This window comes from Streptomyces sp. NPDC001663 (assembly GCF_042893105.1).
Classification (GTDB): domain Bacteria; phylum Actinomycetota; class Actinomycetes; order Streptomycetales; family Streptomycetaceae; genus Streptomyces.
In genome coordinates, this window is record NZ_JBIAUR010000004.1 from 685,775 (window position 1) to 699,370 (window position 13,596).

At 68.3% G+C, this 13,596-nt stretch carries 5 protein-coding genes, 1 tRNA gene and 1 rRNA gene; 1 reads left to right on the plus strand and 6 read right to left on the minus strand.

All coding sequences use genetic code 11. The features are described from left to right. Window positions 1-151: 151 nt before the first annotated feature. From ACFY1L_RS16905 to ACFY1L_RS16915, 3 genes are all read right to left on the minus strand, one after another. The gene (locus ACFY1L_RS16905) at window positions 152-2,848 is read right to left on the minus strand and encodes a DNA translocase FtsK (RefSeq protein ID WP_388824001.1); all 2,697 of its coding nucleotides are present in this window, start codon (window positions 2,846-2,848) and stop codon (window positions 152-154) included. A gap of 124 nt (window positions 2,849-2,972) precedes the next feature. Beyond that, a complete protein-coding gene (locus tag ACFY1L_RS16910) occupies window positions 2,973-3,656 on the minus strand; it encodes a two-component system response regulator (RefSeq protein ID WP_388824003.1) in 684 nt (227 codons plus the stop codon). 244 nt (window positions 3,657-3,900) lie between these two features. Continuing rightward, window positions 3,901-9,372, minus strand: coding sequence for a HAMP domain-containing protein (locus ACFY1L_RS16915; RefSeq protein WP_388824005.1), 5,472 nt, complete (start codon window positions 9,370-9,372; stop codon window positions 3,901-3,903). Between the two features lie 376 nt (window positions 9,373-9,748). On the opposite strand from ACFY1L_RS16915, the gene ACFY1L_RS16920 reads away from it, so the two are divergent. After that, window positions 9,749-12,502, plus strand: coding sequence for a SpoIIE family protein phosphatase (locus tag ACFY1L_RS16920; RefSeq protein ID WP_388824007.1), 2,754 nt, complete (start codon window positions 9,749-9,751; stop codon window positions 12,500-12,502). A 52-nt stretch (window positions 12,503-12,554) separates the two neighbouring features. Here ACFY1L_RS16920 and ACFY1L_RS16925 read toward each other — a convergent pair. The 3 genes from ACFY1L_RS16925 to rrf all read right to left on the minus strand — a co-directional run. Continuing rightward, a tRNA-Thr gene (locus ACFY1L_RS16925) sits at window positions 12,555-12,630 on the minus strand. Window positions 12,631-12,726: 96 nt separating this feature from the next. Next, complete coding sequence (locus ACFY1L_RS16930) at window positions 12,727-13,389, minus strand: DegT/DnrJ/EryC1/StrS family aminotransferase (RefSeq protein WP_388824033.1); 663 nt, start codon at window positions 13,387-13,389, stop codon at window positions 12,727-12,729. Window positions 13,390-13,503: 114 nt separating this feature from the next. After that, window positions 13,504-13,596, minus strand: a 5S ribosomal RNA gene (rrf, locus tag ACFY1L_RS16935); the annotation flags it as partial.

Consider the following 13,596-nt stretch of genomic DNA (forward strand, 5'->3'; position numbering starts at 1 on the left):
AGCCCATCGGTATGGCCGGACACGCCGATGGTGGTGTGCGCGCTTGTCGCTTCCCTCAACTTGACGTACGCGGAAGGGAAACGGTTGCTCAATGATCCCTTACGGGTGAGTCACGATCGCACATCGGCGCCCCACCCACACGGGCTCTTCCTCAAGCCTCCCCGCGGATCACCGCGAGCACTCCGTCCAGCTCATCAGGCTTCACAAGAACGTCACGAGCCTTCGACCCTTCGCTCGGCCCGACGATGCCTCTGGACTCCATCAGGTCCATGAGCCGACCGGCCTTGGCGAACCCGACGCGCAGCTTCCGCTGGAGCATGGACGTCGAACCGAACTGCGTCGAGACCACGAGTTCGGCCGCCTGGCACAACAGGTCCAGGTCGTCGCCGATCTCCTCGTCGATCTCCTTCTTCTGCTTCGTCCCTACGGTGACGTCGTCCCGGAAGACGGGCGCCATCTGGTCCTTGCAGTGCTGGACGACGGCCGCGACCTCGTCCTCGGTCACGAAAGCGCCCTGCATACGGGTCGGCTTGTTGGCCCCCATCGGCAGGAACAGCCCGTCGCCCTTGCCGATGAGCTTCTCGGCACCGGGCTGGTCGAGGATGACGCGGCTGTCGGCGAGCGAGGAGGTGGCGAACGCGAGCCGCGAGGGCACGTTCGCCTTGATCAGACCGGTGACGACGTCGACCGACGGCCGCTGCGTGGCGAGGACCAGGTGGATGCCGGCCGCACGCGCGAGCTGCGTGATACGGACGATCGCGTCCTCGACGTCACGCGGCGCGACCATCATCAGGTCGGCGAGCTCGTCGACGATCACCAGCAGGTACGGGTACGGCTGCAGCTCCCGCTCACTGCCCTCGGGCGGCTTGACCTTGCCGTTCCTGATGGCCTCGTTGAAGTCGTCGATGTGCCGGAAGCCGTACGCCGCCAGGTCGTCGTAGCGCAGATCCATCTCTCGTACGACCCACTGGAGCGCCTCGGCGGCCCGCTTCGGGTTGGTGATGATCGGCGTGATCAGGTGCGGAATGCCTTCGTACGCGGTGAGTTCGACGCGCTTGGGGTCGACGAGGACCATACGGACGTCCTCGGGAGTCGCGCGGACCATGATTGACGTGATCAGGCAGTTAATGCACGACGATTTACCGGAACCGGTGGCTCCGGCCACGAGGACGTGCGGCATCTTCGCGAGGTTGGCCATCACATAGCCGCCCTCGACGTCCTTGCCGAGCGCGACCAGCATCGGGTGATCGTCCTCGGCGGCCGCCGCGAGGCGCAGCACGTCACCGAGGTTGACCATCTCGCGGTCGGTGTTGGGGATTTCGATGCCGACCGCGGACTTGCCCGGGATCGGGCTGATGATCCGCACGTCCGGGCTGGCGACCGCGTACGCGATGTTCTTCGTCAGCGCGGTGATCCGCTCGACCTTCACGGCGGGACCGAGTTCGACCTCGTAGCGCGTGACCGTCGGCCCGCGCGTGAAGCCGGTGACGGCGGCGTCGACCTTGAACTCGGAGAAGACGTTCGTGAGGGAGGCGACCACCGCGTCGTTGGCGGCACTGCGCGCCTTGCCGGGACCACCGCGCTCGAGGAGGTCGAGCGAGGGCAGCGAGTAGGTGATGTCGCCGGACAGCTGGAGCTGCTCGGCGCGCGGCGGCAGCTCACTCGGAGCCTCGGGGGCGGGCTTGGTGAGGTCCGCGACCTCGACCTTCAGCTTCTCCTGCTTGGGTCGCGCGGCCGGCACCGGCGTCGGGGTGGGCGTCGTCTCCTCGCGGTCGCCCACGCTCACGCCCTGCGTGAGGTCGGCGACGATGGGCGAGGGCGGCATCCCGTGCATGACGGCGCCGTCGAGCGCGGCAGCGGCGGCAGCGGCGACGTCCACGGCGTCCATCGAGCGCCCCATGTCGGGCTGCGGCACCGCGGACCGCCGCGGGCGGCCCCGACGCCGCGAGAGGGCCTCCTGCTCAGCGCCGTCGGGGTCGTACGGCTCCGGGGCGGGCCCGCGCCTGCGGGTGCGCTGGGGCAGCGCGTCGCGCCACTGGTCGTCGTAGCGCTCGTCGTCGTCGTTGAGTTCGTCGTCCTCCGGGTCGTGGAGGATGCCGAGCTTCACGCCGAGAAGCCGCAGTCGCTGCGGGATCGCGTTGACCGGGGTGGCCGTGACGACGAGCAGACCGAAGATCGTCAGCAGCACCAGCAGCGGTACGGCGAGCACTTCGCCCATCGTGTACGTCAGCGGGGTCGCCGCAGCCCAGCCGATGAGGCCGCCGGCGTCCCTTATCGCCTGCATGCCCTCGCTGCGGGCGGGCGCGCCGCAGGCGATGTGGACCTGGCCGAGCACGCCGATGACGAGTGCGGACAGGCCGATCACGATGCGGCCGTTGGCCTCGGGCTTCTCGGGGTGCCGGATGAAGCGCACGGCGATGACCGCGAGCAGTATCGGCACGAGCAGATCGAGGCGGCCGAAGGAGCCGGTCACCAGGATCTCGACGAGGTCGCCGACGGGGCCGCGCAGGTCGGCCCAGGTTCCCGCGGCGACGATCAGTGCGATGCCGAAGAGCAGCAGGGCGACGCCGTCCTTGCGGTGTGCGGGGTCAAGGTTCTTGGCGCCGTTCCCTATGCCGCGGAAAACGGCACCGACGGCGTGCGCGACGCCGAGCCAGAGGGCGCGTACGAGCTTGTAGATGCCCCCGGTCGGGTTCGGCGCAGGCTTCGGTGGCGGCGCCGACTTCTTCGCCGCGGCCTTCTTGGCGGGCGCCTTCTTCGCCGGAGCCTTTTTCGCAGCGGCCTTCTTCGCCGGAGCCGCCGCCTTCTTCGCGGGCTGCTTCTTGGCAGCGGAGGGACGTGAGGCCATAGGTGTGAGGTTACCGGTGTGGACGACGACGGACACGTGTGCCCACTGCTTCACCCGTTCGTGTCGCCCCTGTGAAGGCGCGGAACTGACGCGTCCTCATCCGCAACTGTGCCGCGCCCGGGCGTCAGTTCTGCGAGGACACCGAGGAGGCGCTGCCGGCACCCGGCTCCAAGGCGTCCAGCGCCCGCCGCAGTCCAGTGAGTTTGCGTTCGAGATGGGCCGCGGTCGCCACCGCCGCCGCGTCCGCCGACTCGTCGTCGAGCTGCTTGGACAGCGCTTCCGCCTGCTCCTCGACCGCCGCGAGCCGCGCCGACAACTCGGCGAGCAGACTCGCCGGCTCCTTGGCCTCGCCGACCGAGGCCTTGCCGCCGCCACCCTCCAACTGGAGCCGCAGCAGCGCCGCCTGCTCCCTCAGCTGGCAGTTCTTCATGTACAGCTCGACGAAGACCGAGACCTTCGCGCGCAGCACCCACGGGTCGAACGGCTTGGAGATGTAGTCGACCGCGCCCGCCGCATAGCCACGGAAGGTGTGATGCGGACCGTGGTTGATCGCGGTGAGAAAGATGATCGGGATGTCCCGGGTCCGCTCTCGCCGCTTGATGTGCGCGGCTGTTTCGAAACCGTCCATGCCCGGCATCTGCACGTCCAGCAGAATGACCGCGAAGTCGTCCGTGAGCAGTGCTTTGAGCGCTTCCTCCCCGGACGATGCCCGCACCAGCGTCTGATCGAGCGCAGAGAGGATCGCCTCCAGCGCCAGCAGATTCTCCGGCCGGTCATCGACCAGGAGGATCTTGGCCTTCTGCACCATGGCCCGCCCTCCTCGCCCCGGATGTGCACCGGGCGCCGCCCCTGGGGACGACTCCCTTTCGCCGCCCGTCCTTGTGCCGGTCATCGTAGCCGCACCCCGCCTGTCGCCACACCCTGTCACCGCGATGTCACTGTGCACGTAGCAGAAACGTAGCGGGAGACCAGAAGGTTCCCCGAATCCCGTACTTCTACACGGCTTCGGCCACACTGAGTCAGCAACTCCGCGTGAACATCGATGGTTCCCGTCACTCCCCCCGCATCCACTGCTCCATCACCGCCAACAGGTGATCGGGGTCGACCGGCTTGGTGACGTAGTCGGAGGCGCCCGACTCGATCGCCTTCTCCCGGTCGCCCTTCATCGCCTTCGCCGTCAGCGCGATGATCGGCAGGCCCGCGAACTGCGGCATCCTGCGGATCGCCGTCGTCGTCGCATAACCGTCCATCTCGGGCATCATGATGTCCATCAGGACGACCGCGACATCGTCGTGCTGTTCCAGGACCTCAATGCCCTCGCGGCCGTTCTCGGCGTACAGCACGGACAGTCCGTGCTGCTCGAGGACGCTGGTCAGCGCGAACACGTTACGGATGTCGTCGTCGACGATCAGCACCTTCTGGCCACCGAACCGGATGCCGCGGGGCACCTGTGGCGCCGTGTTCTGCTCCTCGGCCGACCACTGCTCCGACGGCGCGGAGCGCTGGTCCGCGTCCAGTCCGTTCTTGCGGCGGCGCCTGAAGAGCGCGGCGGCGCCGTTCTGCGCCTGCTGGTACGACCGCACCTCGGCCGGCGTCTCGATCTCCACGTCGGAGAGCTGGGACAGGTCGGCGGCGGCCACCAGGTCGCTCGCCCCGAGGGCGGCCACGGGCTGCTGATAACCCTGCGGCGGCAGTTCGCTCGGGTGCAGCGGCAAATACAGCGTGAACGTCGAGCCGCGTCCCGGTTCGCTCTGTGCGTGGATCTCCCCGCCGAGCAACTGGGCGATCTCCCGCGAGATCGACAGGCCGAGGCCCGTACCGCCGTACTTGCGACTGGTCGTACCGTCCGCCTGCTTGAACGCCTCGAAGATCACCCGCATCTTGCTGGCGGCGATCCCGATGCCGGTGTCGGTCACGGAGAACGCGATCAGGTCCGCGTCCGGATCGCTCATCGAGCCGGTCTCGAGCAGCTGTTCCCGGATAGCCACCGGAACATCCCGTCCGGCGGGCCGGATGACGAGTTCGACGGCCCCGGAGTCGGTGAACTTCACCGCGTTGGACAGCAGGTTGCGCAGCACCTGCAGGAGGCGCTGTTCGTCTGTGTGCAGCGTGGCGGGCAGCTCCGGGGAGACCCGTACGGACAGGTCGAGGCCCTTCTCCGCGGTCAGCGGCCGGAAGGTGGCCTCCACGTAGTCGACGAGCTGGACGAGCGCGATACGCGTCGGGGAGACGTCCATCTTGCCCGCCTCGACCTTCGACAGGTCGAGGATGTCGTTGATCAGCTGGAGCAGGTCGGAGCCGGCGCCGTGGATGGTCTCGGCGAACTCGACCTGCTTCGGGGTGAGGTTGGAGTCCGCGTTGTCGGCGAGCAACTTGGCAAGAATCAGCAGCGAGTTGAGCGGCGTACGCAGTTCGTGCGACATGTTGGCGAGGAACTCGCTCTTGTAGCGCATCGACACCGCGAGCTGCTCGGCACGCTCCTCCAGGACCTGCCGCGCCTCTTCGATCTCGGTGTTCTTCACCTCGATGTCGCGGTTCTGCTGGGCCAACAGCTCGGCCTTCTCCTCCAGTTCGGCGTTGGACGCCTGCAGCGCCTTCTGCCGGTTCTCCAACTCCGCCGAACGCTCACGGAGTTGCTCGGTCAGCTCCTGCGACTGCTTCAGCAGCTGCTCCGTCTTGGTGTTGACGGAGATGGTGTTGACGCTGGTCGCGATCATCTCGGCGATCTGGTTGAGGAAGTCCTTCTGGATCTGGGTGAAGGGAGTGAAGGAGGCCAGCTCGATGATGCCGAGCACCTTGCCCTCGAACAGCACCGGAAGGACGATCACCTGCGCGGGCGGCGCCTCGCCCAGGCCCGAGGAGATCTTCAGGTAACCGCTGGGCGCGTTCTCCACCAGGATCGTGCGTTTCTCCTCGGCGGCCGTCCCGATCAGCGCCTCACCCGGCCGGAACGACGTCGGCATGGAGCCCATCGAGTAGCCGTACGACCCCAACATGCGCAGTTCGTACGCGTCCTCGCTCTCGGCACTGAGGTCCTTGCCGTCGACGAGCGGCATCGCGACGAAGAACGCGCCGTGCTGCGCCGAGACCACCGGCGTCAGCTCGCTCATGATCAGCGAGGCCACGTCCTGCAGGTCGCGGCGGCCCTGCATCAGCGCGGAGATACGGGCGAGGTTGCCCTTGAGCCAGTCCTGCTCCTTGTTGGCGATCGTGGTGTCGCGCAGGTTGGCGATCATCTTGTTGATGTAGTCCTGCAGTTCCTGGATCTCGCCGGACGCGTCGACGTCGATCTTCAGGTTCAGGTCGCCACGGGTCACCGCGGTCGCCACGCGCGCGATGGCGCGCACCTGCCGGGTGAGGTTTCCTGCCATTTCGTTCACGGACTCGGTGAGGTCGCGCCAGGTGCCGTCGACGTCACGCACGCGTGCCTGACCACCGAGCTGCCCCTCGGTGCCCACCTCGCGGGCGACTCGGGTGACCTCCTCGGCGAAGCTGGACAGCTGGTCGACCATCGTGTTGATCGTCGTCTTGAGCTCGAGGATCTCGCCGCGCGCGTCAATGTCGATCTTCTTGGTCAAGTCGCCCTTGGCGATGGCCGTCGTCACCATGGCGATGTTGCGCACCTGACCGGTCAGGTTGGACGCCATCTGGTTCACGGACTCGGTGAGGTCCTTCCACGTACCGGCCACGCCCGGTACGTGCGCCTGGCCGCCCAGGATGCCGTCCGTGCCCACCTCGCGGGCCACCTTGGTGACCTGGTCGGCGAACGAACTCAGCGTCTTCACCATGGTGTTGAAGGTGTCGGCGAGCTGCGCGACCTCGCCGCGCGCCTCGATGGTCACCGTCCGGGTGAGGTCGCCGTTGGCGACCGCGTTCGCGACCTGGGAGATGTTCCGCACCTGCATGGTCAGGTTCTTGGCCATCAGGTTCACGTTGCCGCTGAGGTCCTTCCAGATGCCCGTGACACCCGGCACGTGCGCCTGGCCGCCCAGGATGCCCTCGGTGCCCACCTCGCGGGCCACCCGGGTCACCTGCTCGGCGAAGCTGGACAGCTGGTCCACCATCGTGTTGACCGTCGTGACGAGCTCGAGAATCTCGCCCTTCGCGTCAACAGTGATCTTCTTGGACAGGTCGCCCTTGGCGACCGCGGTCGTGACCTCGGCGATGTTGCGCACCTGGATGGTCAGGTTGTTCGCCATGAAGTTCACGGACTGGGTGAGGTCCTTCCAGGTGCCGGAGACACCCTGCACCTCGGCCTGACCGCCGAGCTGGCCCTCCGTGCCCACCTCACGGGCGACCCTGGTGACCTCCTCCGCGAACGACGACAGCTGGTCGACCATCGTGTTCAGCGTGTTCTTCAGCTCCAGGATCTCACCGCGCGCGTCCACGGTGATCTTCTGCGACAGGTCACCGCGGGCGACCGCGGTGGCGACCTGGGCGATGTTGCGCACCTGGGCCGTAAGGTTTCCTGCCATTCCGTTCACGGAGTCGGTCAGGTCCCGCCACACACCGGCCACGCCGGGCACCTGCGCCTGACCGCCGAGACGGCCCTCCGTGCCCACCTCACGGGCCACCCGGGTCACCTGGTCGGCGAACCCGGAGAGCTGGTCGACCATCGTGTTGATGGTGTTCTTCAGCTCCAGGATCTCACCGCGCGCGTCCACGTCGATCTTCTGCGACAGGTCACCCTGAGCCACCGCCGTCGTCACCTGGGCGATGTTGCGCACCTGGGCCGTCAGGTTGCCGGCCATGCCGTTGACGGAGTCGGTGAGCTCCTTCCACGTACCGGCGACCCCGGGTACGACCGCCTGACCGCCGAGGCGGCCCTCCGTGCCCACGTCCCGGGCCATCCGAGTCACCTGGTCGGCGAAGGACGACAGCTGGTCCACCATCGTGTTCACGGTGTTCTTCAGCTGGAGCATCTCGCCGGAGACGTCGACGGTGACCTTCTGGGAGAGGTCGCCGTTGGCCACGGCCGTCGTCACCTGGGCGATGTTGCGCACCTGCCCGGTGAGGTTGCGGAACGCGGTGTTGACCGAGTCGGTCAAGTCCTTCCACGTGCCCGCAGCGCCGGGCACCTGCGCCTGCCCGCCCAGCTCACCCTCGACACCGACCTCCCGCGCCACACGCGTGACCTCGGAACCGAAGGACGACAGCTGGTCCACCATCCCGTTGACGGTGTTCTTCAGCTCCAGCATCTCGCCGGCCACGTCGACGGTGACCTTCTGGGACAGGTCACCGTTGGCCACGGCCGTCGTCACCGCGGCAATGTCCCTCACCTGAATGGTGAGATTCCGGAACACCGTGTTGACGGAATCCGTCAGGTCCTTCCACGTACCCGCCGCGCCCGGCACGTTCGCCTGCCCGCCCAGCTGCCCGGCCGCACCGACCTCGTTGGCCACACGAGTGACCTCGTCCGCGAAGATCCGCAGCGTCTCGGTCATCTGGTTGATCGTGTCCGCGAGCTGCGCGACCTCGCCACGTGCGGAAACGGTCACCTTCTGCGACAGGTCACCGCTGGCGACCGCGGTGGTGACCTGCGCGATCCCGCGCACCTGGGCCGTAAGGTTGCCGGCCATGAGGTTCACCGAATCGGTGAGGTCCTTCCACACACCGGCCACACCCGGCACCTGCGCCTGGCCGCCGAGCTCGCCCTCGGTGCCCACCTCGCGCGCGACTCGAGTCACCTCGGAGGAGAACGACGACAGCTGGTCCACCATCGTGTTGACGGTGTTCTTCAGCTCCAGCATCTCGCCGGCGACATGAACGGTGACCTTCCGCGACAGGTCGCCCTTCGCCACCGCGGTCGTCACCAGAGCGATGTCCCGCACCTGGGCCGTCAGCCGGTACGCCATCGTGTTGACGGAGTCCGTGAGGTCCTTCCACGAACCCGACATGCCACGCACGCGTGCCTGCCCGCCGAGCTTGCCCTCGGTGCCCACCTCGCTGGCCACGCGCGTGACCTCGTCGGTGAACGTCGACAGCTGATCGACAAGGTTGTTTACAGTCCGTCCGACCTTGAGGAACTCCCCGCGCAGCGGATGCCCGGTCCCGTCCGGCGCCTGCGTCCGCAGCTCCATGCGCGGCGACAGATCACCCTCCGCCACCGCCGACAGCACCCGGCCGACCTCGGAGACGGGCCGTACAAGGTCGTCCACAAGCGCGTTGGAGGCCTCGATGGCGGCCGCCCAGGAACCCTCGTAGGCGCCCGTCTCCAGCCGTTCCGTGAGCTTGCCCTCGCGGCCCACCATGCGCCGCACCCGCGACAACTCACCCGTCAAATGCAGATTGCGGTCGGCCACCTCGTTGAAAACCGCAGCAATCTCCGACATCACGCCGTCGCCGGACACCGTGAGCCGCTTGCGGAAGTTCCCGTCACGCATCGAAACGAGAGCCGCCAGCAGTCGGTTCAGGGCCGCCGTGTCCACCGCGGTGGTCCCGCCGCGTGGTTTGCGCTGGTTGTTCAGGGACTGTCCGCCTTTCGCGCGCGTCTTAGTGCCCCGCGTCGCTGCGCCAGACTCCACTGTGTCCCTCCCGCAGGGGTCGACCGTTACTGCTGTGCTCCGGTACTACTGCTCGACGTACCCGTTACTGCTGCGCATTTCTGCCGGATATACCAGGCCGCACCACGGGCTGCTGCCCACAGGACGCGGTACACACTCAGCCTGCCCGTACCTTCACAAGAAGCTTGCCCAGTGTTTCACCCTGCCTGAACCCGGCCATAACAGTTCGGCAGCTTCGCACATCGTCCGCACACCCTCTGGGCGGAAACACTGCAGACCGGCATCCGCATGGCCGTCGAAGGTAAGTAACCTTGCATGCGGCTGTCCAGCCACGCCGGTCCGTCCGGCCTGGGCGGTGGCACGAGAACGAGCGGGCATCGGAGGGGCGGCCGCACACATGACCACCGGACTGATCCCGGGGGAACAGCCCCCGGACCCCCGGCCGACGGGCGGTCTGCCGCATCAGCGGCACGAGCCGGTCGGCCAGGGAGCCCTGCACGTCGACAACCGGACGAGGAGTTCTGTGATCACCGCGCGCGCGGCCGCCAGCTTCGAGCCCGTCGGGCGATCGGTAGCGACTGCCCGCTCCTTCGTCCGCGACACCCTCCAGGGCTGGGGCTTCGCCGACATCGTCGACGACGCCGTGGTCCTCACCAGCGAACTGGTGACCAACGCCGTGGTGCACGCCGGCACGTCCGCGGACGTCCTGTGTCTGCGCAGCGACGAAGGAGTACGGATCGAGGTCGCCGACCGCTACCCGGAGCGCGAGATCCCCCTCCAGGGCTCGCCCGTCAACATGGGCAGCCCCGACCGCGAGGGCGGCCGCGGACTCCAGCTGTGCGCGGCGCTGGCCGGCCGCTGGGGCGTCGAGTACACGCCTACGCAGAAGCAGGTCTGGTTCCAACTCGACCTCCCCGAGCGGCAGGTGGGCACCCGCGCCGCCGGCCCCTCCCTGCCCTCCGCCCTTCTCCCGCTCGCCGACGGCCGGGTCCGCGTCGCGGTCGTCCAGATCGACCGCACCGGCTCCATCACGTCGTGGAACGAGGACGCGGAGGAACTCTTCGGCTACGCGGCCGACCAGGTAATCGGAAAGCCTCTTACCGATCTCGCCGCCTGGCCGCACACGCCCGGCACCAGCACCGGCATCGCAGAGGCGCTCCAACTCTCCCGCTGGGAAGGCAGTTACGGCATAAGGGGCGCCAACGGCCGTGTCACACCCGTGTACGCCTCCCACCTCCGGGTCCGTGACACGGGCGGCGAGCCGTCGACGGTCTGCCTCCTGGTCCGCGACCACGAACGGGCCGTCCTGCAGACGCCGTTGCGCATGCCGGCCTCCGACAGCGCCGCCGTCTCCGACGGCCAGAGCACCGACCCGTTCGAGGTGTTCATCGGCTCCCCGGCTCCGGACGACCTCGACGGCCTCCTCCAGCGCACGGTGGAACGCGCCCGCGACATGCTCGACGCCGACTCCGCCTTCCTGCTCCTCGCGACCGACGACGAAACGGAGTTGGAGGTCCGCGCCTCCACCGGCCTGCCCTCCGCCCGCCAGCGCTTCGCGCGCGTGCCCGTCGAAGCGGGCCCCGGCCGCTACGGCTCGGCCCGCATGCCGGCGGTCCACGACGACCTGACGGCCGTACCTGGCGCCGTACCGCTGCTGAGCGGCACGGGCATGCGCTCGGTCGTCACGGTCCCCCTGAAGGTCGAGGGCCGCCTCACCGGCTCCCTGGGCGTTGCGGCCGAGTCCCCCGGCAGATACTCCAACGAGGAGGCCCTGCGCCTCCAATTCGCCGCCGACCGCATCGCGTTGGCCGTCGAGTCGGCCCGTCTGGGCGAGCTGGAGCGCCTGCGCCGCGGCTCGCTCAGCTTCCTCGTCGAGGCCTCCGACCTCCTCGCCGGCACCCTGGACCGCGACCAGACCCTGGCCCTGATGGCCCAGATGACGGTCCCCACGCTCGCCACCTGGTGCGCGGTCTACACGATCGCCGACCAGGCCTCCGAGCCGTACCTGTCGTACGTCCTGCACGAGGACGAGGAACTCATCGACGGCATCAAGTCGTTGCTCTCGAAGGTCCCGCCTCCGGACCCGGTCCCCACGCCCGGCGCCCGCGTCTGGTCGGCCCCCGGCGAGGTCGCCCATCGCGCGGCCCTGCGCAGCTCCATGCGCAGCCTGGGCCTGAGCGGCGGCCCGACCCACCAGGTCGCCTCGGGCATCGGCCCGACCCTCGCCACGGCCTCCGCGGTCGGCGGCGAAACCGTCGTCCTCCCGCTGGTCGCCCGCAACCGCGTCATCGGCATGCTGACCCTCGGCAAGCCCACCGACGAACACTTCCGCCAGGAAATCCTGGAACTGGCCGAGGACTTGAGCCGACGGGCCGCACTGGCGCTGGACAACGCCCGCCTGTACTCGGAGCGCACGGCCATCAGCCAGTCCCTCCAGCGCAGCCTCCTGCCCCCGGAACTCCCGGAGATCGGCGGCGTCGAGGTCGAGGTCATCTACCGCGCGGCCGGCGAGGGCAACGAGGTTGGCGGCGACTTCTACGACCTCTTCCCGATCAGCGACGGCGCCTACGGCTTCGCGATCGGCGACGTCTGCGGTACGGGCCCGAACGCAGCCGCGGTCACGGGCCTGGCCCGCCACGCCCTGCGCCTGCTGGCCCGCGAGGGCCTCAGTGGCCCCGCGGTCCTGGAGCGGCTGAACTCGGCCATTCTCGACGAAGGCGCCCGCAGTCGCTTCCTGACCCTCCTCTACGGCGAGTTGCGCCCCCAGGAGGACGGCAGCGCGGAACTGAAGGTGGTCTGCGCAGGCCACCCGCTCCCGCTCCGCCTGCGCCAGGACGGCACGGTCGAACCGGCCGCCGAACCCCAGCCGCTCCTCGGCGTCATGGAGGACCTGGAACTCTACGAGCAGACGGTCACCCTCGACCCCGGCGATGTCCTCCTGTGCGTCACGGACGGCGTCACCGAGCGCCGCGAGGGCACCCGCATGCTGGGCGACGACGGCCTCACCGACGTCCTCACAACCTGCACGGGCCTGACAGCCGGCGCGGTCGCGGCCCGCATCATGCGCGCGGTGGAACGCTTCGCATCCGACGCCCCGTCCGACGACATGGCGATCCTGGCGATGCGGGTCCCGGGCCTCCACAAGGACTGAGAGAGATAAGGGCACGAAAAAGGCCCCGCCCGGATGGGCGGGGCCTTTCGACTGGAGCCCCCAAACGGAATCGAACCGTTGACCTTCTCCTTACCATGGAGACGCTCTGCCGACTGAGCTATAGGGGCCTGTTGCCTTTTCGAGGTTTCCCTCGCGGCAACGGAATAGATCATACCCCGAACATACGCGTGCTCCCAACCACGACGGCCAGTCCGGCCGCCTGCTCAGAAGGCAGGCTGAAGCAGTCCGCCGAGCGCATTGCAGGCGCCGACAATCCGCTGCATGTCCCGCTTCGTCAACGCGGCGTCCACAGGCAGCGCGAGAGTCTCGTCGGCGGCCCGCTCGGTCTCCGGCAGCGACACACACCGACGGAACTCCGGCAGCCGGTGCACGGGCGTCTTCACCGGCACCCGGCACTCAACTCCCCTGGCCCGCACGGCCCGGGCGAAGGCGTCCCGATCAGGTCGCCCGTTCCCCGGCACACGCACGACGTACTGCTGATAGGTGTGCCCGTCACCGCCGTCGGGCGTCCGCACACCCCTCAACTTCGCATCGAGATAGGCGGCTCGCTCCCGCCGCTGAGCAATCTCGTCGTACGGCGCCTCGGACTCCCCCTGCTCCAGCACCAGAAGCCCGTGCCGCTGCCCGACACCGTGCAGCCGTGCGATGTCGGCCAGCCGGCCGAAGCGGTGTACGACAACGACTGCCGCCGTACGCGGAGTTATCGACGCCTCCACAGCGGACGCGTCGAGGCAGTACGTCAGCGGATCTATGTCGGCGAACACCGGCAGCGCACCGGCGAGGGCGACGGCCCCGGCGACCTCGGCGTTCCCGAAGGCCGGTACGACGACCTCGTCACCGAGTCCGACACCGGCGGCCCTGAGCATTGCAGCAGTACCCATGCTTCGGATGGTTGTTGCGCAACGTGAACTTCAAGTGACGCAGAACAAAAAAGGGTTGGACCCCGAACCGAAGTTCAGGATCCAACCCTTTGAATAATTGTTCGGCGGCGTCCTACTCTCCCACAGGGTCCCCCCTGCAGTACCATCGGCGCTGTAAGGCTTAGCTTCCGGGTTCGGAATGTAACCGGGCGT

Excerpts from the sequence above, each read along its gene's own strand:
- ACFY1L_RS16920 (WP_388824007.1), top strand. The coding sequence starts at position 9,749 with ATGACCACCGGACTGATCCCGGGGGAACAGCCCCCGGACCCCCGGCCG.
- ACFY1L_RS16930 (WP_388824033.1), bottom strand. The coding sequence starts at position 13,389 with ATGCTCAGGGCCGCCGGTGTCGGACTCGGTGACGAGGTCGTCGTACCG.
- ACFY1L_RS16905 (WP_388824001.1), bottom strand. The coding sequence starts at position 2,848 with ATGGCCTCACGTCCCTCCGCTGCCAAGAAGCAGCCCGCGAAGAAGGCG.
- ACFY1L_RS16910 (WP_388824003.1), bottom strand. The coding sequence starts at position 3,656 with ATGGTGCAGAAGGCCAAGATCCTCCTGGTCGATGACCGGCCGGAGAAT.